This window comes from Martelella sp. AMO21009 (assembly GCF_053484295.1).
This window is the reverse complement of the sequence record NZ_JBAKFR010000022.1, coordinates 43079-68237: the sequence shown is the minus strand read 5'-3', so window position 1 is coordinate 68237 and position 25159 is coordinate 43079. Positions and strand designations below refer to the sequence as shown.

Annotated in this window: 23 protein-coding genes; 14 read left to right on the top strand and 9 right to left on the bottom strand. The window is 58.5% G+C overall.

Annotation, left to right across the window (positions count from 1 at the left end; translation table 11 throughout):
* Positions 1–345: 345 nt before the first annotated feature.
* The 5 genes from repA to V6766_RS19265 all read left to right on the top strand — a co-directional run bounded on the left by repA (position 346) and on the right by V6766_RS19265 (position 5083).
* On the top strand, positions 346–1569 hold the full coding sequence (gene repA / locus V6766_RS19285) for a plasmid partitioning protein RepA (RefSeq protein WP_448469220.1): 1224 nt from the start codon (positions 346–348) through the stop codon (positions 1567–1569).
* A gap of 136 nt (positions 1570–1705) precedes the next feature.
* Positions 1706–2725 carry a plasmid partitioning protein RepB gene (gene repB, locus V6766_RS19280; protein WP_448469218.1) on the top strand — a complete coding sequence of 340 codons (1020 nt, stop codon included), beginning with the start codon at positions 1706–1708 and terminating at the stop codon, positions 2723–2725.
* A 173-nt stretch (positions 2726–2898) separates the two neighbouring features.
* Positions 2899–4221, top strand: a complete 1323-nt coding sequence (gene repC / locus V6766_RS19275) for a plasmid replication protein RepC (RefSeq protein WP_448469216.1) — start codon at positions 2899–2901, stop codon at positions 4219–4221.
* A 177-nt stretch (positions 4222–4398) separates the two neighbouring features.
* The gene (locus V6766_RS19270) at positions 4399–4764 is read left to right on the top strand and encodes a type II toxin-antitoxin system RelE/ParE family toxin (RefSeq protein ID WP_180902493.1); all 366 of its coding nucleotides are present in this window, start codon (positions 4399–4401) and stop codon (positions 4762–4764) included.
* A complete protein-coding gene (locus V6766_RS19265; RefSeq protein ID WP_448469213.1) occupies positions 4757–5083 on the top strand; it encodes a helix-turn-helix domain-containing protein in 327 nt (108 codons plus the stop codon). Before V6766_RS19270 ends, V6766_RS19265 begins: the two co-directional genes overlap by 8 nt.
* Before the next feature lie 23 nt (positions 5084–5106).
* Here V6766_RS19265 and V6766_RS19260 read toward each other — a convergent pair whose 3' ends face one another.
* Positions 5107–6177 carry a tyrosine-type recombinase/integrase gene (locus tag V6766_RS19260; RefSeq protein WP_448469211.1) on the bottom strand — a complete coding sequence of 357 codons (1071 nt, stop codon included), beginning with the start codon at positions 6175–6177 and terminating at the stop codon, positions 5107–5109.
* A 147-nt stretch (positions 6178–6324) separates the two neighbouring features.
* Here V6766_RS19260 and V6766_RS19255 point away from each other — a divergent pair, with 147 nt between their 5' ends.
* The 8 genes from V6766_RS19255 (at position 6325) to V6766_RS19220 (ending at position 12392) form a co-directional block, all read left to right on the top strand.
* Positions 6325–7278, top strand: coding sequence for a DUF1403 family protein (locus tag V6766_RS19255; protein ID WP_024710146.1), 954 nt, complete (start codon positions 6325–6327; stop codon positions 7276–7278).
* A 2-nt stretch (positions 7279–7280) separates the two neighbouring features.
* Positions 7281–7994, top strand: a complete 714-nt coding sequence (scpB, locus tag V6766_RS19250; protein ID WP_024710147.1) for an SMC-Scp complex subunit ScpB — start codon at positions 7281–7283, stop codon at positions 7992–7994.
* A gap of 291 nt (positions 7995–8285) precedes the next feature.
* On the top strand, positions 8286–9365 hold the full coding sequence (locus tag V6766_RS19245; protein WP_024710148.1) for an AlbA family DNA-binding domain-containing protein: 1080 nt from the start codon (positions 8286–8288) through the stop codon (positions 9363–9365).
* A 181-nt stretch (positions 9366–9546) separates the two neighbouring features.
* Complete coding sequence (locus V6766_RS19240) at positions 9547–10332, top strand: hypothetical protein (protein ID WP_024710149.1); 786 nt, start codon at positions 9547–9549, stop codon at positions 10330–10332.
* Between the two features lie 240 nt (positions 10333–10572).
* Positions 10573–10761, top strand: coding sequence for a hypothetical protein (locus V6766_RS19235; protein ID WP_024710150.1), 189 nt, complete (start codon positions 10573–10575; stop codon positions 10759–10761).
* Positions 10758–11729 carry a RimK-like protein gene (locus V6766_RS19230; RefSeq protein ID WP_036238494.1) on the top strand — a complete coding sequence of 324 codons (972 nt, stop codon included), beginning with the start codon at positions 10758–10760 and terminating at the stop codon, positions 11727–11729. Before V6766_RS19235 ends, V6766_RS19230 begins: the two co-directional genes overlap by 4 nt.
* Positions 11708–12127 carry a hypothetical protein gene (locus V6766_RS19225; RefSeq protein ID WP_024710152.1) on the top strand — a complete coding sequence of 140 codons (420 nt, stop codon included), beginning with the start codon at positions 11708–11710 and terminating at the stop codon, positions 12125–12127. Before V6766_RS19230 ends, V6766_RS19225 begins: the two co-directional genes overlap by 22 nt.
* A gap of 25 nt (positions 12128–12152) precedes the next feature.
* Positions 12153–12392, top strand: coding sequence for a hypothetical protein (locus tag V6766_RS19220; RefSeq protein ID WP_024710153.1), 240 nt, complete (start codon positions 12153–12155; stop codon positions 12390–12392).
* A 145-nt stretch (positions 12393–12537) separates the two neighbouring features.
* On the opposite strand, the gene V6766_RS19215 is transcribed toward V6766_RS19220, so the two are convergent.
* The 4 genes from V6766_RS19215 to V6766_RS19200 all read right to left on the bottom strand — a co-directional run bounded on the left by V6766_RS19215 (position 12538) and on the right by V6766_RS19200 (position 18604).
* Positions 12538–13461, bottom strand: a complete 924-nt coding sequence (locus tag V6766_RS19215; RefSeq protein ID WP_024710154.1) for a nucleotidyl transferase AbiEii/AbiGii toxin family protein — start codon at positions 13459–13461, stop codon at positions 12538–12540.
* Entirely contained in the window at positions 13451–14296 is an 846-nt protein-coding gene (locus V6766_RS19210) for a type IV toxin-antitoxin system AbiEi family antitoxin domain-containing protein (protein WP_024710155.1), read from the bottom strand. The genes V6766_RS19215 and V6766_RS19210 overlap by 11 nt, the downstream gene beginning before the upstream one ends.
* Positions 14297–14452: 156 nt before the next feature.
* Entirely contained in the window at positions 14453–17119 is a 2667-nt protein-coding gene (locus tag V6766_RS19205; RefSeq protein WP_244435624.1) for a UvrD-helicase domain-containing protein, read from the bottom strand.
* A gap of 93 nt (positions 17120–17212) precedes the next feature.
* The gene (locus V6766_RS19200) at positions 17213–18604 is read right to left on the bottom strand and encodes a hypothetical protein (protein WP_036238496.1); all 1392 of its coding nucleotides are present in this window, start codon (positions 18602–18604) and stop codon (positions 17213–17215) included.
* Between the two features lie 334 nt (positions 18605–18938).
* Between V6766_RS19200 and V6766_RS19195 the strand changes: the two genes are divergently transcribed.
* The gene (locus tag V6766_RS19195) at positions 18939–19082 is read left to right on the top strand and encodes a hypothetical protein (protein WP_156484764.1); all 144 of its coding nucleotides are present in this window, start codon (positions 18939–18941) and stop codon (positions 19080–19082) included.
* A 760-nt stretch (positions 19083–19842) separates the two neighbouring features.
* On the opposite strand, the gene V6766_RS19190 is transcribed toward V6766_RS19195, so the two are convergent.
* Genes V6766_RS19190 through coxB form a run of 4 tightly spaced genes read right to left on the bottom strand, consistent with a single transcriptional unit; the run spans position 19843 to position 25143 of the window.
* A complete protein-coding gene (locus V6766_RS19190) occupies positions 19843–21189 on the bottom strand; it encodes a c-type cytochrome (RefSeq protein ID WP_061449946.1) in 1347 nt (448 codons plus the stop codon).
* Positions 21190–21217: 28 nt separating this feature from the next.
* On the bottom strand, positions 21218–21595 hold the full coding sequence (locus V6766_RS19185; RefSeq protein WP_024707551.1) for a hypothetical protein: 378 nt from the start codon (positions 21593–21595) through the stop codon (positions 21218–21220).
* 9 nt (positions 21596–21604) lie between these two features.
* On the bottom strand, positions 21605–24151 hold the full coding sequence (ctaD, locus tag V6766_RS19180; RefSeq protein WP_061449947.1) for a cytochrome c oxidase subunit I: 2547 nt from the start codon (positions 24149–24151) through the stop codon (positions 21605–21607).
* Positions 24148–25143, bottom strand: a complete 996-nt coding sequence (gene coxB, locus V6766_RS19175) for a cytochrome c oxidase subunit II (RefSeq protein WP_024706474.1) — start codon at positions 25141–25143, stop codon at positions 24148–24150. The genes ctaD and coxB overlap by 4 nt, the downstream gene beginning before the upstream one ends.
* Positions 25144–25159: the final 16 nt, after the last annotated feature.

The following is a 25159-nucleotide window of genomic DNA, read 5'->3' as shown; positions in this document are numbered from 1 at the left end:
GAGGGTCTTCTGGGTGGAGCTTTTTCGAATAGCGATTCGGTAGAAGAGGGCCGATTTCGCGCAGACCTGTCTGAAAAAGCATTGAGTTAAGGGGCTTTGCCCTGATGTCAGCGCACATCAAATCGAAAATTTAAAATGAGCGTTGTCGTTCTGAAACTATCGAAGCCAAGACGATAAAGCACTGAAAAATAGGCACTTGAAAGGCATTCGGGAGATTTCCGCTGACGAAGGATGGCAACGCGTTAAGGTTTTGTTAACTAAAATCGCCTTGCTCGTAAACGCTTCGCGGGTATCATCACGGATATTCGGAATTTCTGCGGAAAAAACGTGATTGGAGAGATTAACGTGAACGCTTCGGCGCAGATTGACAGAGCGCGACTACCAAACGTTGATGATGTTATCGGCGCGCATGCTGAGCTCTTGGGGTCGCAGCTTCAGAGTATCAGCGAAACTCTGTTTCCGCCAACCGCCAGTAAGGCTTTGCGCCGTTTCACGTCTGGGGAGGCTGCGAAGCTCATCGGCGTGTCTGACTCGACTCTTCGGAAGATGACTCTCGCGGGCGACGGTCCGTTACCTGAAACTGCGAGCAACGGCCGGCGCTTCTACTCCCTCTCCGACATCAACGAAATTCGAGCAATCTTTGCAGCTAACGCACGCGGCCGCGAGGCAATCGACTTTGTTCCGCACCGCCGAGAGGGTGAGCACTTGCAGGTGCTTGCCGTGACGAATTTTAAGGGCGGCAGCGGAAAGACCACGACATCGGCACATCTCGCCCAATATCTAGCATTGGCGGGTTATCGAGTATTGGCAATCGATCTCGATCCGCAAGCAAGTCTTTCCGCCCTGCTCGGCGTGCTGCCCGAGCTGCATGTGGGGCACAACGAGACGCTTTACGCAGCAATCCGGTATGATGACGGTCGTCGTCCCCTGCGCGATGTGATCCGTCATACATATTTTGATGGCCTCGATCTTGTCCCCGGTAACTTGGAACTAATGGAGTTCGAGCATACCACGCCGAAGGTCTTGGCAGACGGCAGTGGTTCGGATGCCGGCGCGATCTTTTTCGCGCGTGTGGCAAGTGCAATTGACGAAGTGGCGAACGACTACGATGTCGTGGTGATCGACTGCCCTCCCCAGCTTGGTTTCTTGACACTTGCCGGCCTGTGCGCGGCTACCTCCATGATTGTGACGGTGCATCCGCAAATGCTGGATGTATCGTCGATGAGTCAGTTCTTACTGATGACACGCGATCTCTTAGGCGTTGTGCGTGATGCGGGGGGAACGCTGAAGTTTGACTTCGTGCGCTATCTGCTCACCCGTTATGAACCTCAGGACGCGCCCCAAACAAAAGTGGTCGCGCTGCTCCGCAATCTATTCGACGATCATGTCCTGACCAGTCCGATGGTGAAATCGGCGGCGATCTCGGACGCAGGCCTGACGAAGCAAACCCTTTACGAAATCGGTCCGGGCAACCTTACGAGATCGACCTACGATCGCGCGATGGAGTCATTGACAATGGTGAACGGGGAGATCGAGGACCTGATGAAATTGGCTTGGGGGCGCACATGACTACCCCCCTCGCCTCCTCCGCTGGCGACTTGTTGGGAGCTCCCAACAGTATGGCTACCGCGTATGGTCCACTTGTTGGGAGCTCCCAACATGGACACCGTCGACGCCCCAACGATCCTCTTCAGGAGCTTTTCTCATGAGCCGCAAGGACGCGATCAACTCGCTCTATCTGCAGAAGCCGACTTCGACCGCCGGTGAAAGCGAGAAGGCTGGTGAACGGGTAAGAACGGGTGCCATTTCCGCTATGGGCACATCGCTCAAACAAATGACCGATGGCGCAAAGCTGGCAAGTCGTCTTCAGGAACAGCTGGAAAAGGGAGATGTCGTCGTTGAACTCGACCCAGAGGCAATTGAGCGCTCGCCAATAGCGGATCGTATTCCGATTGATGTTGACCCCGCATTCGATGAGCTTGTGAAGTCGATATCAGATAACGGGCAGCAAGTGCCAATTCTCGTCCGTCCCAGCCCGGCAGGCCGCGGGCGCTTTCAGATCGCCTATGGTCGTCGTCGATTGCGTGCGGCGCAGGCGTTGGGTAGACCGGTTCGTGCTATCGTTCGCAGCCTTACTGACCAAGAGCTTTTCGTGGCTCAGGGACGGGAGAACCTGGATCGCGAGGACCTGTCCTTTATCGAAAAGGCATTCTTTGCGAAGAATCTCGAAGATTCGGGATGTGACCGCGCGACCATCATAGCTGCCCTTTGCTCGGACAAATCGGATGTCAGCAGATATATAGCGATCGCACGGCGAGTGCCAGAGAGGCTCGTCGGGCGGATTGGGCCGGCGCCCAAAGCTGGACGGGCACGCTGGATGAAGCTCGTTGAAGCTCTAGAAAAGGAAGAGGATGGCGATCGGCTCGAGCGTATTCTTGAGGAAGAGGGGTTTGCTTCAGCCGGTAGCGACGGACGGTTCCAGCTTATACTAAAGGCCTTGGACGTCAAAAGCGCACGGCCGAAGGGTAGCCGTGTCGAGCAATGGAAAACGCCTTCGGGTAAGCGCGGCGCGCGCATCCAGACGGACAAGGCTACAACGACGTTGATCTTCGAAGACAAGGTCGTTCCCGCGTTTGCGCAGTTCGTTTCAGCTAAACTGGATGAACTGTATCGAGAGTTTGAAGATAGGCAAAAGGAGGAAAAGGATCAAACAACAGGCCGCTAGCTGCGGTCAGAGAGAAAATGGCAAAGAAAAAGGCCCCGAAATCACTTCCGGAAGCCTTCTCTACGTGTGGTAACTAGAGAATCGCACTTCCTGGAATCTCAGTCAAGCTCTTTTGGGCGACGAGCGTCGATTCGGCGATCCTATTTCTATTGCCTGGCAACAGGTGAACAAAGATGCAAACACATACTGCAACAACGACGCCCTTTGGGCGGCGGCCGATGTCGCTCGCGATGCTTTCAAGCCAGAAAGCGGCGCGGGAAGCCCCGAAGGGGGCACGGCTCAACAAGTGGAAACTGTTCCACACCGTGCGCGAGGCGCGGGAAGCGCTTGGGGCGAGCGATCGCGGTCTTGCGATCCTGAACGCGCTTTTGACCTTCTATCCCGAAAACGAGCTTGCGGAGGAAACCGGCTTCGTGGTCTGGCCGTCGAATGAGCAGCTGATCGCCCGCGCCAACGGGATCTCGCCGGCAACGCTGCGTCGCCATCTGGCCGTCCTGGTCGAGTGCGGGTTGATCATCCGCCGCGATAGTCCGAACGGCAAGCGCTTCGCCAGGAAGGGCAGGGGAGGGCAGGTCGAGCAGGCCTATGGCTTCGACCTGTCGCCGCTGGTGGCAAGGGCGGCCGAGTTCGAGGCGATGGCCGCGCGGATCGCCGAGGAGCGTCTGGCGTTGAAATGCGCACGCGAGCGCCTGACATTGCTGCGCCGTGACATCGTCAAGATGATCGAGGCCGGGCTTGACGAAGGCGTTCCGGGCGACTGGGCGAAGATGAGCCGTGTTTACCGCGACATCATCGACCGGCTTCCGCGCCGTCCCGACCTGGCGATTGCCGAAGATACTTGCGATGCCCTGGCCCTGCTGCATGAGGAAGTGCGTGAGACATTGGAAATGCACGTAAATTCAGAAAAAAAGAACGCCAATGAGTCTCATTCTGAGCGCCACAAACAGAATTCAAACCCAGAATCCCAATTTGAATCTGAATACGGCTTAGGAAATAAATCAGAAGCGAGCGGCAGCGCTGACGAAACCGACAATCTGCACAACCTGCCGAAGCGGGAGTTGCCGCTGGCACTGGTGCTGGATGCCTGCGAGGGCTTTCGGGATCTGGCAAAGGGGGGATCGATCCGCAACTGGCGGGACTTCCTGGTCATCGCGGAGATCGCCCGGCCAATGCTGGGCGTCAGCCCGAGCGCCTGGCGGGAGGCCGCCGAAATTATGGGTGACAAACAGGCCGCGATCACCCTTGCTGCGATCTATCAGCGCGGTGAGGCCGTCATCAGCCCCGGCGGGTATCTGCGCAATCTGACGGAACGGGCCCGCGACGGGCAATTCTCGGTCTGGCCGATGGTCATGGCGCTGCTGAGGGCAAGGATCGAGGCCGGAAACAACCCGCCGCCGCCAAAACCCGATGACGATAGCGCAGGGGAGGGCGGTCGCGACGACGGGTTGACCATTTCTTCCGCTCTGGCACGCTCGCTGAAAAAGCCGCGATCATGACCTGGAGCGCAGGCGTCATCACGGAATGTGGCGCAGTGGTGTGAAAAGCCGATGTCCAAACATAGGAGATACGGATAATTGATTATTTGCCGGCACCTCCAGAGGAAGCGTTACCGTTGCCTTGAGGAGAGACATTGACTATATATCTCAAAGTATCTATATCATTTAGGATATTAAATGACGAAATGGAAGGTCGCGTTTCATGACCGCTTCAAAGGCGAGATCACAGATCTTCCAGCAGATGTTCGGGTCGAATTGCTCGCGCATCTGGTGCTGCTTCGCGAAAAGGGATTTCGACTGGGACGGCCTGAGGTCGACACACTCGAAGGCTCCAAACACGCGAACATGAAGGAACTGCGCGTCAAGGTGTTGAAGGTGCAATGGCGGTTCGCCTTTGCCTTCGATCCGGAGCGAAAGGCCATAGTCCTCTGCGGCGGTGCAAAGAGCGGTGTGAGCCAGAAACTCTTTTACAAGCGCCTGATCGATCTGGCGGACAAACGGTACGATGAGCATTTGAGCGAGTTGGAGAAGAAACATGGATGATCTCGATAAGCTGATGCAGACGCTTCCTGAAGAAGAACGAGGCGCTATTGAAAAGCGTGCCGGCGAGCTTGTTACGGCCTACAATCTGCGGGAACTGCGCGTACTTGCCGGACGGACGCAGGAGGATGTGTCCGTCGGAACAGGTATCAAGCAGAACAATGTTTCGAGACTGGAGAAGCGGGCCGACATGAAACTGTCGACGCTTCGCGATTATGTTGAATCCCTTGGCGGCACGTTGAAGATCGTCGCGGATGTCGCGGGCAAGAAAGTTGATCTGTCGGGCATTGCGGAGCGCTCCCGACACGGCCCAAAGCTCTGAGAGACAGGGCAGGGAATGGCAGCCTACAACCCTGCCGCCTTGGTGAGGTTTACCCTGAACCGATCGCGCCTGCGCTGGTAACGCCTTGTCATCTCGGCGGAGGCATGGCCGAGCTGTTTCTGGACATAGCGTTCGTCGACCTCGGCCGAGGAGGCGAGGCCCGCTCTCAAGGAGTGACCGGAGAACAGTTTTATCCGTTCGGCCTCGGGCAACTCGCCGCGAATGCCGGCGGCGAGCACCGTCTTCTTGATGAGGCGGGCAATCTCCTGGTCCTTCAGCCGTTCGGAACCGACGGCCTTGCCCTTGCCGGTGACCCGGCGGAATAGGGCGCCATGGCCGATCCTGCCGAGCTTCAGCCAGGTTTCCACGGCATGGACGGGACAGGTGAGATCCGAGGAGCCGCGGCCGATCTCCACCTCGCGCCAGCCGGTCTTGCCGCGCAGCGGCACCAGCATGCCCTTGTCGAGGATCTCGATCCAGCCGTTGCCGTCCTCGGTCTGGTCGCGGCCGCAATCGAGCGCGACGATTTCCGAGCGGCGCAGACCGCCGGCAAAGCCGATCAGCAGCATGGCGCGATCGCGCAGGCCCCTAAGCGTTCCCCGGTCGAGCGTTTCGACCATGGCGATCAACTCCTCGGGCAGGATCGCCTCCTTCTGGCGCGGCGGGGCCGCATGACGATTGCGGATGCCGGCCAGCACCGTGGCGATATGGCGGTCGCGGCGATCGAGCGTGAGACCGCGCTGCGCATAGTTCCACGCGATTGCCGACAGCCGCCGCTCGATGGTGGAGACCGCGCTCGGCTTTGCCCGCGGGGCCGCTTCGCCTGCGGCGAGCGCCGTGATGTAGAGCCCGACGGTCTGTGCATCCGGCGGCAGGGTCGCAAGCCCCTTGCGCCGGCACCAACTTGAAAAATGCGCCCAGTCGGCGGCATAGGCGCGCCTTGTATTGGCCGAACTTGAGGCGTCGACATAGCCCCGGGCGCGTTCGACCAGCGGCGCAAGATGACCCGTCAACGCGCCCGACGGCTGCAATTCATAAGCGGCCGCTGTGCCGAGAGACGGGCTGGCGTGCGGATCGGCGTCGTTTTCGGGCATTGAGGGCCTCAAAATGGCGGGTTCTCTCTTTAATGAGCATTATGAACGATAATGCAAGATTATCATTCATAAAAAGATAACGACAGGCAGTGCGGATATTGCTGAAACGGATGGCATAAACCGCACATCCGGTGTAGCGTCTCCGGCATGGATTCGTTGCCATTCGCCCCCTCATCAATGCCGATCCGACTGTTCAGTCTGCCGGGATGGTCGCGGTCGCGCGGCCGCGATGTATCGGAGGCGGATGCGGCCTTTGCAGCCGGCATCGCCTTGAAATCACTTGATGATCTGGTTCAGCTGGATCCGGTCTGGGCCGGCTGCTGGCGGTCGCGGCAAGCCCTTAAATGTGCTGCCGTTGCCGTGCGGCTGATGGGCCGAAACGAGGACGATCACGCGTTGCGTGACGCGGTTTTGCTGACTGCCCCAGGGGATGATCCCGGACCGGCCGGAAAGCTGTTTTTGGTCACGAAAAGATCGCCAGGTCGATCCGGTGGTGTCACCACGAATTTCGTAAATGAGCTCGCGGACTTGTTGGCGCTCGGATGGGATGAAGACCTTGCGGCAATTCCTGATCTGGTCGATGCTGCGCTTCAATCCGGGCGGGCGGCTCCCTTCGCGGTGGCGGACCTGATAACGGCGATTTCTGCCGTTCGCCCGGACGCTGAAGTGCTGGCGTTTATGCTGGCCGACAGTGTCCTGGCGCAAAAACTCAAATGGCCAAAACCTGTCCCGCTTCTGCTGTCCGAACGCTACGGTCCAGCCTTCCGCACCATTGGGGGGAGGGGGCGGGTCCGCCCCGGCGAAGTGGCGTTCGCCACAGCTATCTGTTTGGCTCTGGTTGACGCGATCGATTCAGCCTTGCGGTCAGCAGCGGAGATAGCGCGTCGCGCAGATCAGCTTCTGGCCGTTGCTCCCAAACTGCGTACCAAAGGTGCCGAACCGATCATTCGTAGCTTGCTGGATGAAGATGCGGTCCTGGCTTCGGCCCCGGGCATCAAACTATCTCGTTGGGCAAGCACCCGGATGTTCGAGCGGCTTCAGAGTTTTGGCGCCGTGCGCGAGCTGTCCGGCCGATCGTCGTTCCGGATCTATGGATTGTGAGGATGACCGGAACGAGCCCCGCGAAGTCAAGACAAAGAACGCGATCAAGTGAAGGAGACGAACGTCTGCTTGATCGGGAGTTGAGGGATCTGCCGGTGGAATTGCGGTGGCGGGAATGGATGATGCGGGTCGAGGCAGTGATTTTTGCCTCGGCTGAGCCGGTGACGCGTGAAATGTTGGCGCGCGTGGTCGGAAAGGATTGCAGCATTGACCTGATCATTGATGACCTCATCGAAGAGTTGCGTGATAGGCCTTATGAGCTGGTCTCCGTGGCTGGTGGTTGGCAGCATCGGACCCGAGTGGCTTATGCGGAGGCGATCCGGGCTTCTTGCGCGCCGACGCGATCTGCCGCTGCGGTGCTGTCCGAGCATGAGTCCATGGTGCTGATGGCAATTGCTTATTTCCAGCCAGTCACACGCGGCGAGCTGTCGAAGATCTTTGGCAAGGAGGTCAGCCGCGATCTGATCGGATCGCTGCGTGGCGCAGGGTTTATTTCCTCTGGGCCGCGCAGCCCGACGCCAGGGGCGCCGTATACCTATGTGACGACGAAACATTTTCTGTCGGCCTTCGGCATGGAGACATTGCGGGACCTCCCGGACATGGAGGCGCTGGAGGATGCAGGGTTGTTGAGCCGCAATGCTGTCAAAGAGGAGGTGGCCGATTCACAAGGCGGAGCCGCCGATGAGGAGGGCCAGGAATCGCACTCTATCGAGTGAACGGAACTGGCTCCGAACGCTTCAGGATCAGCTTCGGAATGATGGTAAGCATCGAAAGAGCCGTTGTGACAGACAGCCGAATACTCAGACCTTGTTGGCCAAGTGTGAGAGGTCGAACGCCGTGAAGGCGCCGAGAGCCCAAACCCCAAAAATGAAGCCTACCATTTGAGTGGCAAGCGCAAGCCGGCGCCATGTCGTCAGAACGTCTCGATATCAGTGCGTTGATCTCGATCCGTGACAATGAAATGTTACCAACAGAATTCAGTCGGCAAATACTGAAAGGGTCGAAGAATGAATGAACAACCGCCGGTGCCGACTATTGATGGCATCCTGTCCGGCCTCGTTTTCGAGGGACAGGGTTATGAGTTCAAGGCACTCCTGAACCTGGATGATAAACGTGGAAAATCAAACTTCATCGATGATGTCGTGGCGTTCTTGAACGCTGGACCTGGGTACTTGATCGTCGGCGTGCATGAAAAGAGGGGAGTCTTCTCGCGCTTCGAGCCAATGGAGGGCGATCGCGATGCCCTACAACGCCGCATCACTTCAATCATTCAGGACAACATAGACCCCAAGCCATTGGGCGTTCATGTGAAATTCCTCGATTTGGACGCGGGAGGGTTCATTTTGTGGCTCGATCTCCCTGACCATCGCCTGCGGCCTTATCAGAATAAGATTACCGGCGGCTTTCATTTACGCACCGGTGCGCAAAACACGCCGATCCCCCGTGACCAACTCCACGCGCTGTTTACACCGATCGAGAAGCTGGAAGCCGATACCGTACAGCTAATGGAGCGTGAGAATGCGGCTGTCGAGGCGCGTGACATCATGCAGAACGACGGCGCAACGCTGCATATCGCGATCGTGCCACAAGAGCATTATGAACGGGAGCGGGCGCCTTTCGATCCCGGGCGGGGTGTTCTGAAAGTGATGCGTCATTATCACGGGGAGAGCCAGGGTGTTTTCAAAGGGTGTGAGAATGGCGTCGAGGCTCGGGACGCGACGTTCCAAGAATGGCGATCAATCTCGCGCTTCTTTATCGGTGATGATTGGCTCGTCCACTCCTATGTCTCCCATCCTTTCTCTGTCCGGGATGGGGAGGGACGACTAACAGTTCATGAGTTTCGCGAGGAGTTCGCTCGACACTTGCGTGATATCCAGCTCGTTCTGGACGATTCTGGCATCCGAGGACCATATGGGGTTCTTCTCGCGGTGAAGAATCTGCGCCGCAATCCAAAACTTGAATGGGCCTTTCCCAATGCCAGCGCTGCCAGTCTCGGTCGGCCGATGCGGGTTGAACGCGTGGATGAACAAGGTCTCATTGATCGGTTCTATGATAAGGTCAGAAGTGTTTCGGTCTATGGCCGCTGACGATCGCGTGTCGAGCGCCCTTGACGAATCGCAGCGGTAGCGCAATTGTTCCCGGTGGACCGTGGTTCCTAACCTGTCGCCAAGTTAAAAGCCGCACTTCTCTTATAAGATGTACGCCGAATCCTGTCCCTCGGCTGCTGATTTAAATGGCGTCCAGCTGCCGAAGCGATGAGGTTTCGCCATGCACTTGCTTGTCCATGAATCCGATCTACCCTTCATCAAGGAAAGCCTGAGAAAGTCTCATCCTGAGACACGGCCGACGCACCGAATGGAGGCGGCCGCAAAAGGCTTAGGGTTTTCAACCTATGCCAGCTTTCTGACGTCGATAAAGAGCGGCCGCCTACGGATAGACGTCGATAACGAAATGTATTGTGCCGCTTTAGGTGTATCTGCCATCATCGATGGCGAAAAGCGCGCCCGATATCTTTCGCGCTCCGTGGCTCGGGCAATGCTTCGCAAGGTGCTTGATGAGAATCCAGAGCTGACGCTACGAGGTTTCGACTCGATCTGGCATGGCGGCCGTGATGAGTTGCGGAAGCCGAAGGAAGAGCGTGAAGCTCTGTTTGCGGACAGACGACGCGAAGCCTACAATGACGATTGGGCGGCAGACCAGTTCGAGTTGGCACTGATCTTCCTTTCGCGGCAGAAAAGGACGAAATCGTTCAATCGCCAAGTTGGGAGTTACGGCTTGAAACATCGTGCCGAAGACTTGTCGCGGGCGTTCGGACTGTTCACATACTTGGGGAATTATGTTTCCAACGGAATGCTTCTTGCCGCTGCCTTTACTACAGGATTTTCAGTGAAACGCGTCGCCTACGATTCGTATAATGCCTATCTGAACATCTCCATGCAGACCGTGAACGCGGCACGAGGTTACGAGCGAAACTCGCGGATCGAGGAAAATCCGGCAATCGTTCTCTCGATGTACGCGCCAGCTACTGATTTTGAACCTGCGTATTCTGGATAGCGGCGGGATCGACCAAAACGCTGCTCCGCGCCCCGAAATGATTTGTATCAATGATGATCGAGGTTGTGTCCGGGAAGGTCAGGTCGGCAGTATTTTGCCTTGGACCAGCCTTTCGATGAATCCTGCGTAGATAGGGGAGGCTAAATGTATAGTTGCTTGAAAGTAGGCCACACGATTGCGTATTTTTCCTATGGCGCATACCTTCATCTCTATCAACTACAATAGTATAGAGGATTCTGCATGCATATTCTTCAACGCGTAGCGAAGACAACCAAGGTAAATGGCAGTGGCGTACCCTCCGACGCTGAGTATGACGTTGTGGCTGGCGTCTGGCGCGGTCAGGAGGGATTAATCGCCTTTGATCCGGAAAGCGAGATGAAGACCAAAAAGAACGATCTCGAGACCGGTGAAGATCAAAAAGGCGAATGACTTTGCTGGCGGAACGCGTGGAGGTGCTGATCTTTTCCAGTTTGGCCGATCTGTCCACCGATCGTATATGTCATCATTTGGCGGACATGAACGTGTCCTTTCTCCGGATTAACCGCGAGCAGCTTTCCGAGTGGGGGATTACGATTGATCCTTTGGCGGCCAGTATGATTTGTCGCCATGACCAGAGAGAATGGCAGGTGGGCTCGGGACTTCGGTCGGTCTGGTGGCGGCAGCCCACCTTTCTCAGAAATACGCCTGGGCGAGGGCTGTCTCCGTCAGAGCAATTGGAACGGTCGCAATGGGCTGCCTTGATGCGTGGGATGATGCTCTTCGATCAGGCGGTCTGGGTCAATCGGCCGACAGAGACTTATAACGGCGAAATCAAGCCACTGCAGTTGCGCAAGGCGGCCATGCTTGGATTCGCGGTACCGAAGACTAGGATAACCAACGACCCGCTGGCGGACATTCCGCACGTCATTGGGGACAAGGTTGCACTAAAGAGCATTGATACCGTTCTTTTGTTCGAGGGTGACGTACAGCATTTTGGGTACACGACGATCATTGATTGGAGCGAGTGCGCCGACGAAAGCTTGCGAGCAGCCCCTGCGACATTTCAGGCTGTCCTTTCTCCCAAAACGGATCTTCGAGTTACGATTGTCGGAAAGCGGTTGTGGTGTGTTGCTGTGACAGACGGTGGTGCGGCAATCGAAGGCGACTGGAGGCTTCGACCGAAGGCGGTATTGGAGTATCACGATTATTCTCTTCCCCCAGAAATCGCCGACCGTTGCCTGAAGTTGGTGGAGCAATTCGGGTTGGAATACGCAGCGATCGATCTGGCTCTTTCGAAAGATCAGTATTGGTTCATTGAGATAAATCCGACTGGGGAGTGGGGCTGGCTCGACCGAGGAGGTCGAGGGATTTCAAATGCTATTGCGGAGGCACTCGCTTGTCGTGGTCAACCTTCCTGAATCCGCTCTTGCCGGATTTCTTCCGGATATACCCTATTAATCGGAAGCTTCTGAAAAGGATGGAAGTTTGGCAAACGCACGAGGCTTTTGCTGATATCCGAAAACTCGGTGATGACGATCTTAAAAAGTATATCGAGAGCGAGTGGGTGAGAGCCAAGGAACTCGATGATAAACTTTCAAAGTTGACTGCGACACTATCGATTGCTCTGACTGTTGGTGGCGCAGTGGCGAAGACTGTTGTCGATGGTTTGGCGCCATCGACGATAAAGTACATCGTTTTGGCATTGCTGTTTGTATCGATGCTGTTCTTTCTTTGGGGGGGCGCTTGTCGGCTTCCAGGGTTTAAGACCAAAACCTCGATATGGCTATGGATCGAAATATCTCGCAATAATTGCTGAAGGCGGAGCGGGTGGCCGTCAAGCAATGGAGAATGCCGCTTGCGGGTTTGAGACAGTCAACCTGGTACGCGCAAACGAAGCATCTTTGGCAATCGGCCTGATCCGCAACGGCGTCTTTGCCTTTGCCATTGCAATGGCTGTCAGTTTCATCAGTCCCTCGAAAGGTCAGGAACCGGCTCCAGCTTTGCCAAAATTCGAATTGGTCGTGGTACAGAGCCGTATTGTCGGATTCGAAGCCCGTAATCCTCGCGACGATGCCTCTTGAGCTTTTCTGGATCGGCCTGTTGGTCAGAGGTTTATCATTGATGGCGAGCAACACGGTGAAACATCACAGCGCAGACGGCTACCAAGATCTGAAAATGCAGCGCGCGGAACGCGGCTCGTCAGGACAACCGCCGCGTGCCCCGTGCTTATTCTTTTGACTGAAGCCCCTCAATCTCTCGCCGTTGCTCGGCATGTTTTTCGGGGTTCTGTGCCCTCAGTTTCTCGAGGTTGAGAACCTTCCAACGAACGGCCGGCAGATCAGCCGCTTGTGGCAACCCGATGGCTTCGAAATCTGGTTCGCCGTCGTGGAGTGACAGCAGGAAGCGCATCGCGTTGTCGTCAAGCTTTGCGAGGATATCCGCCGTCATCCGGTTCCTCGCTGCCTTCAGATCGTCGAGGCCGACTGGCTCGATCGTCATCCCCTCGAACTCCTTGACGAAGGCCTCGTCTAGCGTTGCGAGCGAAGGCCTGACCAACTCGTGCGGCGGGCGGCCGGAACTGCCAACGTAAATCAGAAATGTTCGAAACAACGCGTCGCTCAGCCCCTCGTTTTCATAGAGCAGTTTTACGTCGAACAGATCACGCGGATGCTGCCGGTCTACCGCCGCATGGAGCTTTCCGCCAAACAGGTCCTCGAACGAAACGACCTGCATTTCGGCGAAGCCGAAATTGTCCTCTACGGCCGCGCTCACGCGTCGGCGTTCGGGTGGATGGACAGTTCCGCGCGCAACGGGAGATGTCTCGACCTTGATTTCGGCAATGCCCTGCCGGACGAGGAGGCGGGTGTGGTTGTTGCCGCCGCCGGCGATCCTCTGGACGTTCACGCCCCGCAGGTTGCCCATCAAGTCTTCGCGGATGTGCTCCAGTGTCGTGTCGATATTTTTCAGTGTCGTTTCGCGATCCTCAATCGGCAGATAGGTCAGGTCGATATCGACCGAGAGCCGCGGCATGTCGCGATAGAAGAGGTTGATTGCCGTTCCACCCTTCAGGGCGAAGGCCTCGTGGCGGGCGATGAATGGAAGGGTCCGCACCAAAAGGTCGACCTGGCGCATGTATTGGTCACGGGCCATACTGGGCCTCCTTTGGCATCAAGTCATTCGGGACTGTGATGCGATAGATGGGGTGCAGCCGGCCGCCCGGTGTCAGCGCCCGGTCGCCCTTTCCGAGATCGACAGAGGAGACGTCGATGTGCCGGCGCCAGGCATGATTGTGCTTGTCAGCAAACACGAAGAAGAGGCGCTTGGTTTTGACGCTTCGGCACAGGGTAAGGAGCGTCGTCAATAATCTCGGGCGCAGATTGGCAAGGCTCTCGAACGCCACGTCCACCTTGTGGTAGCTTTCGCCCTTTGGGACTTCGTCTAGCATTTCGAGGATCGCGCGCTCGGGTGAGGACATCGGCATTGGCCAGCGCCATGGGCTTTGTGCCAGCTCTGGATCATCGTCGTTGGAAAGGTCGAAATCCGCGTTTTCGACGCCGGTCGCCCCTTCGCCGAACAGGACGTTACTCCTGGTCTTCACGTCGGCGTCCGTCCGCAGCTTCGATAGCCATGTCGGGATATCGGATCCATAGAGATAGAGGGTAAGTTCGCGGCTGAACGAGAGGTAATGAGCATGTCCCCGCAAGGAGAGGGAGCTCGCCCCGCCGACATGGAACTCATGCCGCATGAGCCAGACGGCTGAGAGCAGGGGTATCTTCCAGCCACCGACAGCTTCTGGATTGGTATCTGAGGAGAATGGGCGGCGGTACACGCCCGACATGACTGGCTCGAGCCAGCCCTGCTTGATATAGCCAGACACGGATTGTCGCGAGATGGCATGGCGGGCCATCCATTTCGAGTCTACCAGGAAGCCGGGGGGGACTTGCTGGAGAAGTTGCTTTAGCTTTGTCTCTGGTTGTCCATTCATGTTTGACGTTATGCCACAAAATTAAAGCAGGTGCGAATGAAACTTTACAAATAAATCAATTTGTCAATTCTGAATTGACTATTTGTGTCAACTGAAAAGTGACGTGAGAAGTTTGATGCTCCCTCGGCGTAACGGACTCGGATCGCCCTAGACGGTTCAGCGCAACTGTGCAGTGTGCTCGCATTCTGGATACTGATTGCATCCCAGAAACCGGCTGTTACCGCGGCCATTCCTTTCGACCAACTGGCCAACCCGGCATTTGGGACATTGATGCAGGGGATCGCCATCGATCGATTCAAATCGCAAATCTTCGCCGGCAATGTCGGAAAGTTCGCGGATATATCGAGAAGGCTCCCGGCTATTCGTGAGCAAAAACACGCCGCGGCTTGCCCGAGTCAATGCGACATAGAAAAGGCGACGCTCTTCGGCAAACTCGAAGCTTTCTGGTCGTGGCATGACCAGATTGAGAAGTTCGTCGTCCTCGATCCGGCTCGGCACGCCGTAGTCGCCTTCGCTGACATCGAGCAGGATTGTGTAGTCGGCCTCGAGTCCTTTGGCGCGATGGAACGACAGTCCGGAAACCTCGATATTTTCGAATTTTGGCGGTGTACCCTTGAACGGATCGAGCTGGTTATAGCGCCATAGGACCATGACGTTGAGCTTTTCGCGCCCCTTTGTCCGCCATTGCCCCGAAATCCCACCCAGGAACGAATTTAGCCGTTGCAAGAGCTGGTGACACGCCTCGCCGAATTCCGGCTTGCTCCCTTCACCACTGATCGGAATGACCCGGATCGATCGTGGGATGGCTGGTCGCGTCGAGCGTACCGACTTCTTCAGCTGAGCCGAGTTTCGCTGAACGAAGCTGGCGGCCGTCTCCGCTATGAGCTGATTGCAACGGTACGTTTGCTCCAGTCGACCTTGCCAGCTCGCTCCGAAGTTTGCCTCGAACTGCGTGAAAATGGTAATGTCAGAACCGGCAAAACGATAGATCGATTGCCAGTCGTCACCAACGGCAAAGATTTTCGTGAACGGCTTCTGGTGTTTCAGCGCCTTGATCAGATTCGCGCGTGGCTCCGATACATCCTGGAACTCATCGACAAGGATCAGCGAGTAGGGGCTCCGGTATTGCCCCGTCTCCACGAGATGTGTGGCGTTCGCGATCATCGAGTCGAAGTCGATGCGTTTAGCCTGGTCCAGCTTCCGTGAATAGGATTCGGTGATCTTCCAGATCACCTGAGCAAATTCTCGGGCACGGGTCCGGTCATGGAGCGATTTGGCTCGCTCAAGCAGCATGTCCAGGGTGAGGTGGCTAGCCCGGATGTGCTTGATACAGACCGCTGTCAGCTTGTGATAGTGCTTGATGACCACTGGCTCGAGACCTTTGACGATTGCCGTGTAGCTTTTTTGTTGGAGTGGAATGCCTCGTTTCGTGATTTCTGCCTGTAGGGTTGCGAGCAGCGATCCGTCGCGTGCTTGCGCCGACGTTGTCTGAAATACGTCGATGCCGGCGTTGCGGTAGGCGGTCATCTTATGCTCGGCATGGGTAATGTAGTTGTCGAACGGGGAGGAACCGTCCGCATTGATGGCGAGGTGCTCATGGATGGTATTGCTGGCAGGGTAGTGGAAGTCCGGATGCAGATGTCGGATCCCGCCATTATCCTCTTCGATGGGGATCTGACGCTCGTATTCGAATTCGACGGACTGCAACCAGAGCCAATTGACGATCGTCTGTTCCTGAAGTGATTTCACATAGATGCCAGCCATTGTGCCAATGGTCGCATTACCTTTTCGTCGACGTGCTGAGAGGTACCGATCATAGTCCGCCTTGGAATCGAACACTTCTGCCGGAATATCCGCCTTGGGATGAAGGACGAGGAGATTGACCCAGAGCCGGGAGAACTCCGGATCCGACCGCAGCAACTCGTCAATGATCTGTTCAATGACCTTCGCTTCGCCGGCGGGGTGCTCAACCCAGTTGACAAGCTGTGGCGGCTGTCCTTCGACTTCCCGAATGACACCGAGACCGAGCGCGTGAAACGTGGTCACCTTGCATTTCAGATCGTCCGGATCGACCGCCAGCTGCCGGGCTACTCGCTCCTTCAGTTCGTGGGCCGCGTCCTTGTTGAAAGCGAGCACAAGAATATCTTCCGGGCGGTAAAGCTTCTTGTCGAGGACATAGGCGACCTTGCCGACCATCGTGGCGGACTTGCCCGATCCAGCGGAGGCGACAAGAAGGTTGTTGTCCTCCAGTCGAATGCAAGCTTCGCGTTGCTGATCGGACAACGACCGGCCGTCCAGGTCGTCGAAGAACGATCGGTATCTCGCCAGCTCGGCCGAGACAAACGCATCGTTGTATCTGTGGCGGACAGCAGGATCGGTGATGAAGGCGAGCGATCGGGGAAGCGTCGCTTTCACGGTGGCTGTCATCAATTCCGGATCGAACAGGGGGTGCGAAAGTGCCGCGGCGGCTTGACTCTCCACACTGGCAATAGCCCGTGCAAGGTCAGCATGGGCGAGATATTGGTTTTGTCCCTCCACGATAGCCATCAGTTTCGTATCCACCGCGTTCAGATGCTCGGTATCGGAGCTGATCAGATCGAAGAGGTAGCTGTTGATGAAACTATAGAGATCGGCCGCCAACCGGGTGGCAGCCTCTTCTCCAAGACAATTTAGGCTGTAGACCTGATCGCGAGCCCGGACTTCGACCGAATGCCAGAGCAACGCTTTGCTGACGGAAATCGCGACAACATTCAGGCACGCAATGTTCTCGGCGCCGTTCTGGGTAATTTGTATGGTCGCCGGTAAAGACAGGCGCAGTGTCACCTTCCATTTCCCTTGGGGAAGGAAGCGCGCAACGAAACCAGGCCGGTATGTTCGAACACGATCAGACATCAGGGCTAAGCTCTACCAGAACGTTCAGTCCGGAAGCCATGCGCAATCTATCCAGTATCGTTCATACCGTTTTGCGAATTCCGTCATCTCTCGGACATTGGCCTGAGGTGTCTGGCAGGCCCGGGCGCAGGTGGTAACAACATCTCGGTATAAAGCCTGAGAAACCGGCCGAATGCCCTCGTAGTTTAGAATCAGGTCGGGAAGCCGTTCCGTGATCACCTCGCCGCGAGGGGCCATGACAATGGTCGGCGGTGTGCTATGCGCATTGATCAAGACGTACCTCCAGCTCGGATCGGCCTGTCCCTGAGCCGGAACGAGTTCGCAGGGGCAGGCATCACCGCCTCCGGAAATCTCCTGATAGATTGCCTCGATCGCTTGAGCTTTCCTGGCGATCAAAACATAGGGCCCTGCCGGCGTATAGCCGCCCATCCGCTCGTCATACTCGATGCCCAGTAGATGCCGCAGGTCGTAGTGGGTCGATTTGTCTAGGGTCGCACGTTCCGAGGTAAACCATTGGAGTTGGCGCAGGGTGATCCCGGCTGCCGCTGCGACGTCTTTCGGCGGGTTGGGCCAGCAGGCGACCAGATTCCGGGCGATTTCAGCCGTATTGTCGTGCTCTTCGTAGGCCGGAAATTCGTAGTCATCATCGTCGTCATCGTCTGACGGCTCTTCTCCCGAAATCAGCCAAGTCCTTCGGCTCATACCGTCGTAATGAAAATAGCGGGGTTGATCGGGTGGGAGCGCCGTTTCCCAGGATGACAGCCATCGGCCAGCTTCCCAATCCCGGTCTTCGAGGGGAACAGATGGCGGTTGGCGCATCGGCAAGCTCAGCCATTGCTCTATGCTGTCCTCCAGTTTTCGATTGCTGAGGCCGCGAGGCCCGCGGTGCGCACTCCGGTTGTGAGCGTCCTGCGCATCGAGACAAAGGGCTTCCACGCATGCGGCCAACGACAAATCGACCGGATCATGCCGTTGCGACAGCCATCGGGAGTCATCGTGAGCCGAGCGAAGTGATGCAGGAGCTGTCTTATCCTTGGTATCGGCAACCTCAAGACGGACGCCGATTGTGGCGAGATCCGCCGCGAGCCCCGGATCTGCCTGTGCCATATAGCGATTGACACGAAGAACATCCGGCAAGCCCCGCAACCCCTCCGCGTCTTTCCAAGCCGTCCACAGCACCTCGCATAAAGATTTGCGCTGGCCGACGGTCGAGAATGTCAGCCAGCGGATCGGCAGGCCGGCGACGGTGACGCCGTAGAGTATGATGGGATCCAGCTCGCGTCGTTTCGCATCGGCCAGCCTTATGGGATCGCGGACAGCGACGATGCCGTGCTGAGGATGATGGAAAAGAAACTTCGCAGTCGATACGAAGAAGTGGTGCTCTCTTTGTGGCTGCTGCTGCGGTTTATCAACCATGGCTGTTCCCGAACGACCAAATCACTGTTCGCAATCTTACGATTTTGAGGTCAAAGCCCAAATCCTTTTCTCCCCGCGTAAAAAGCCGTACGCGCGGGTTCAGGAAAACCGTGAGGAATAGACCGTTTTCGAATTGCGCGCTCCGGTGCGCTCCTGCGGACAGCCGTTTAGATGGAAGTACTTGCCAGCGAAAATACTTCCTCGTCAAATCAGTGGCTTAGCAAACGCGGTCTAGACCGACTTTTGGCGCCGCCACTTGGCAAACCTCCAGTGGCTGCTAAACTGCGTAGCAGTAGCAGCCCACCAACATTTCTTTTGGTGAAAGGACTGCGCCATGGAACCCAAAGACTCTCTCTTTCTTGAAATCCTCGGAATCAAAGCTGGCGCTCACGGGCGCTTTGCAATCGTCGCCGTGTTGTTGACTTTTCTTGTGGCGGGAGCGGGCTATCTATCGGGTCACTCCGTCGGAATGTGGTGATGTCGGCGGCTGCAACGGTGGCCCAGGCAATTTTAGGAGCTGGCGCCCGTCGCTTTGTCCAGTCCACGCGATCAACATATCTTCTCCATTCCCCGCGATAGTCCGCAGCCGCGCGGAACGAGGGAGAAAACAAGATCGGGTTTCCGTCATCCGGTGACGGTCAAAATCCAGAGGCGCCCAGTTTCGGTCTCGCCCCAGATCCGTCATGTTATTGAGATCAAGCCAAACTAGGTTGTTGAAGAATTTGAGGCCGAGGACTTTGGTAGCAGCTGGGTCGCGGGTTCGATTCCATTCAAGACCTTATAGTCGGCAAAACAGGGGGGAAGGGCTGCTCTCAGAGATATCAACGAATGACCGGAAAGGGGCCGACCGCTGGCTGGCGGCTCTTGGTTACACTTCTCAAAAAACAGACCTTCGTCTAGCTAAGGTCGGAACGGAATGGCCGAATCCCATTGCTCGAGTTTTCGCAATGACATTGAGGTTTCGGAACGACGCTTTTGTAAACGTGGTTGAGGGCTCGCTGCTCCCGCCGGTTCGACTGCTTGAGAATAGGCCAATCGATCCAGTTGCGCCGGCTTTGAGCCCTGTTCAAACGAACTCGATGCCCTCGCACTTGAAGGCGCCCAACTTCTCCTCATCAGCCAGCAGATTGCCGCTGATGTCGGCGGCGTGATTTTGATGGTGCGGCACTGGCCTCGGTGGGCGAACAGAAAACGTCCGGATTGTCGAGCGGATCCTCCATCGTGGCGCCGTTGCGGTTTTATCGGCCTTCGGAGGCTTGCGTCGCGTACCAAGCGGAGACGGCCTGTATCTGTTCTTGCGTCATGTTCTCGGCGATCTCTGCCATGACGTGCGTGTATTGCGTGCCGCCGCGCGTTCCTTCTTTCCAGAGATGAAGGTGCTCCGAGAGGTACCATTCGGGCAGACCGGAGAGATAGGGATAATAGGGGTTTCGCGAACGGCCGGCGGCGCCGTGACAGCTCTGACAGGCGGGAAGCTTGCGAGAAGCGATGCCCTCCAGTGCGATGCCCCGCCCGAGCTCCAGAAGTTCATCCCGGCTGGCCGGAGGCCCCGCAGCCGCTGCCATCGGCACCGCGCTTCCCCCGGCATCGCCTTCGCCCTCGAGCACCCCCGCCTCGTCCTGTTGTGTTTCGGCGGCCGGAACCAGCGCTTCGACCGCATCCGTCGCGACCGCCGGCGGGGCGGATGCGGGCGCGTCGTCGCTCGTGTCGGAACCAGCCGGTCCGCGAGCAGCCACGGCTTCGTCGTCGGAACCAGGGGGCGCCGGCTGCGCCGCAAAGTAGTGCGCGAGTTCGGCGAGCACCTCCGTCTCGTAGCGGGTCGCGGGCGGTTCCATGAAACCGCTCTGACGGTCGCCACGCGCAAAGGCGAGCAGGGTGGCATAGAGATAGGGCGCGGGTTGGCCGGCAATTACCGGGAAGGCGTGGCGGGCCTCGTCCTCTCCGCGGCCCAGCCCGTCGCGACCGTGGCAGCGGGCGCAATCGGAGAGCGCGTTGTCGATGATGCCGGCGAGTGCGGGCATGGTTTCACCACCCGCTTCGAGATCGTCGTCAGCCAATCCGCCGCCCAGCGCGAGGTTCGCATATTCGGCCCGGGACATCTCGGGAAGCGCCCGAAGAAACGCCACCTGCGCCCAAACCTCGTCCTTGCGGTCCTGCGCCGGCCAGGCCGGCATCCCCGAGTACTTGATGCCGTTCCTGACGATCCAGAACAGCTCCTCGTCGCTCCATTCCGCGACCTTCTCCTCGAGGCGCGGCGGCGAGGGCACCATCTCCTCGACCACCGGTGATTGCGGCACGCCGGGGGCGCCGTGGCAGGATGCGCAGCCGGTCGCGTAATGCCCGGCCGCGCGACGCACCAGCATCGGGTCGCCGAGGTCGATCTCCTCGGGCTTCGAGATCAGCATCGACTGTGTTCTGACAGCATTCTCCATCGTCCAGCCGAGGAACCATTGTGTCACCGACCAATGCCCGGCCGAGGCAGCGATCGAAACCAGGCCTATCCAGCCGACCAGCAGCGCGCCTGTCAAGCCAAGCACGGCGAGGCCGGAGATCCTCTTCCAGGTGATGACGACGTTCAGGTGCATGGATCCCTCCCGGGCGATCGCGGGCGCATTACCGGCAGTCCCAGAAGACGAAGACCGGTAGCGTCTCGAAGACCACCGCGGCGAAGGAGAGCGCGGCGAGAAGCAGCGTCGAGAATTCCAGGAAGCGCTCACGCGCCTCGGGCGTGTCCTGATTGTTGCTATAGCCGCCGCCATCGGCGCGCCATTCGCGCCAGGCGCGGCGAGCAATCAGCAGGATCAGCAGCAGGCAGACGGCTGTGACTCCGGCAATCGCCATTCGCGTGCCGCCGATGTTCCTGAAGACATCATCATTCGGCGCGCATCGGTAAGCCGCCAAAAAATAGCTGAACAGGAAATGGAAGCCCCAGATGGTCGGCGCGGCCACCAGGGTCCAGAGGTTGTCTTGCGTCTTGCCGAATACCTGCATGTATCGCCCTCACATCAGGACGGGGAGATAGGCGAGCGTCCCTACTGTGACGATCACCGTGAGCCCGACGAAGTGCCAGTAGAGCGCGACATTGAAGATATCGATGTCGTGCGCTGGCGTCATCCGCCCCGCCAGCGAGCGGGCGAGGCAGTATCCAAGCATGAGACTTCCCGCGACGCCGTGCGCGGCGGTCCAGATGATGATAACCCAGACCGTCGCCGGATAGACGTGCGCCGTGGGGCGGAGCCCCGTGACATATGGTCCCCAGAGCAGCGCCGCACTTGCGGCGAGGGCAACGAGTGCGCCCGCCGCCATGAGTGCCCGGGCGCGCCCGACGCGGCCGGCCTGATTCGATAGGCGTGCGCCGAGCGCCGCCGCCCAGGCGACCGCGAAAAGGCCGAAAGCGACGCTGGGCCAGAGCACGCCGGGACCGACCGTCGCCGGCGGCGGGAAATCCGCATGGATGGTGAAGAAGTAGTAGTAGCCGAAGACCAGGCCGAGGAACGCGGTTGCGTCGCCCATCATCATGATGAACATGGCCCACCAGCCGACCGAATGCGGCCCGGACTTGTAGAGCGGCAGCTTCAGGCCGAGGCCAACGTCCTTCTCCGGTTTCTCCGGGATCACGGCGGTGCCGCGCCAGAGCCAGACCATGATCGAGATCGTCGACAGCCCCATCCCGACGATCGTCGCTGCCCACCAATGGAAGGTCGCGAAGATGAACACGGCTCCGGTGAAGACCGCGGCTATCATCGGCATGAAGCTCGGACCCGGTACGCGCAGGCATTGCAGCGGCTTGCCATCGAGGACCGACGTGATGATTGTCTCGCGCTTCATCTCCGCAGCGTCGGGGAGGTAGAACCTTCCCTTGTCGACGTCATCGATGAAATTCGGCTGCTCCCAGATCGGATAGCGCGAGGTGACGGCCGGAATGGAGCGGACGCCCCAGCTCTCGCCCGGCATCTCGACCAGCCATTCCAGCGTGCCAGCGTTCCAGGGATTGCGTTTCGCGTAGGGCTCGTTGCCGCGCGGGCGCAGCACGTCCCAGACGATGATCAGGATCCCGGTGGCAAAGACGAAGGCGCCGACGCTCGAGATCATGTTGGCGGTGCCTACGCCAAGACTTTCCGGATAGGTCCAGACGCGCCGGGGCATGCCGGCAAGGCCGGAGTAGTGCATCGGCAGGAAAGCGAGGTTGAAGCCAGCGAACATCATCCAGAACGCGATCCGGCCGAGCCTGTCGGAAAGCTTCCGGCCGCTGACCAGTGGCCAGTAGTAATAGACGCCTGCGGCGACCGGAAACAGCATGCCGCCGATCAGGACGTAGTGCAGGTGCGCCACGACGAAATAGGTGTCGTGCGCCTGCCAGTCGAACGGCGCCAGCGCCACCATGACGCCGGTAAGCCCGCCGATCACGAAATTGGCGAGCGCCCCGGACACGAACAGCATCGGCACCGAGTGGATTACCCGACCGGTCAGAAGCGTCGCGATGAACACGAAGATCTGCACGCCGGTCGGGATCGCCACCGCTTCGGACGCAGCCGAGAAGAAGCCGAGCGAGATCGAGGGCAGTCCCGTGGTGTACATGTGATGCACCCACAGGCCGAACGAGATGACGCCGGTGCCGACCGCGGCGAGCACGATCCAGGAATAGCCGAGGATCGGCCTTTGCGCGAAGGTCGGCACGATCATGGCGACAAGCGCGATCGCCGGCAGGAACACGATGTAGACCTCCGGATGGCCAAAGATCCAGAACAGGTGCTGCCACAGGACCGGATCGCCGCCGCGACTGGGGTCGAAGAACGGCCAGTCGAACAACCGTTCGAGTTCGAAGAGGATGTCGCCGGCGATCAGGGGCGGAAAGGCGAACAGGATCATGCCGGCGACGACCAGAACATACCAGGTGTAAAGCGGCATCAGGTTGAGCCGCATTCCCGGCGGCCGGCATTTCAGAGTTCCGACGATCAGTTCGACCGCCGCGGCGAGGGAGGCGATTTCGATGAACGACAGGCCGAGCAGCCAGATGTCGGGTCCGTAGCCAGGCGTGAATTCCTCCTCCGTTGTCAGCGGCGGATACATGAACCAGCCCGAGCTCGGTGCCTGGCCGAAGAAGATCGAGCCCATGACGAAAACGCCGCCGATGAGGAAGCACCAGAACCCGAACGCCGAAAGCCGCGGGAACGGCAGGTCGCGTGCGCCGAGCAACTGCGGCAGCAGGATGATCGCAACCGCCTCGAAGATCGGCACTGCGAAGAGAAACATCATCGCCGTGCCATGCAGCGTGAACGCCTGGTTGTAGAAGTCGGGCGTGACGAGGTTGTTCTCCGGCACCGCCAGTTGCGCCCGCATGATCAGCGCCAGCACGCCGGCAATCAGCATGAAGATGAAGGATAGCGCCGTGTACCAGATGCCGACTTCGGTATTGTTGACGGCCGACCAGTAGCGCCAGCCTTTCGGTGCCGCCCAGACCTCGCGCAGCCGGTCCTCCTGCGCGCGACGGACCGCATCGTCTTCCTGATCGGGCACAGTGGATGATTTGTCCGTCGTGTCGGTCATTCGAGCGTCCCCAGCCACTGCGCGATTGCGGTGATCTCCTCCTCGGGGAGCATACCGAAGGCCGGCATCTCCACGCCCGGCTTGATGTGCTCGGTCGAGCGGATGAACGCCACCAGATTTTCCACGGTTGTTGGAAGCAGGCCCGCGGCAATTGTGCGCCGGCTCGCTACATGGGTCAGGTCGGGTCCGACGGCACCGTCCGCGGCGGTGCCGCGCACGGTGTGGCAGGCGGCGCAGCCGTTCTGCAGGAACAATCCGGCACCGGGACCGTCAACCACTGCGGCGGGGAGCGCCTGCGACGTGACGTAGGCTTCGAACTCTGCCTCGGGCACAACGACGACGCGGAATCCCATATAGGTGTGAGCCGTACCGCAGTACTCGGCGCAGGCGCCATTGAAGACGCCGGGACTGGTGGGCTCCAGCACCAGACGGTTCACCCGGCCGGGTATGGCGTCCATCTTCCCCGCGAGGGGCGGCACCCAGAAGGAATGGATGACATCAGGGCTGCTCAACAGGATCTCGGTGCGCTTGCCGAGCGGAATCCAGATCTCGTTCGCGCTCGGGACGCCGCCACGCGGCAGCTTGCGGATAACGCCGGGCTCGCCCTCGACGGCATAGGCCACCCGCCACCAGAACCGTTCTGCGGAGACGGCGATGGTGGGTCCGTCAGCTGCGCGCCGCAGTTCCGGCATCATCGTCAGACCCCACCAGAGCAGCCCCGCCAGGACCACGGCCGGAAAGACGCAGCCGCCCCAGACGATCAGCCGAATGCCGGATTTGTCCGAATAGGGCCCGGACTTGCCCCTGGCGGCATAGTAGCTGACGCCGATCACGACGATCCAGATGGCGGTGCCGCCGGCCAGCATGATCCAGAACAGGTTGAGCACGCGCTCCGCCTCGACACCCGCCGGATCGAAGGCGGATTGCGCGCCCTGGCAGCCGGCGAGGGGGGCGATCATCAGCGCCGCCGCGAGGAATCCGGGTCTCGTCATCGGGAGAGGCCTTCGG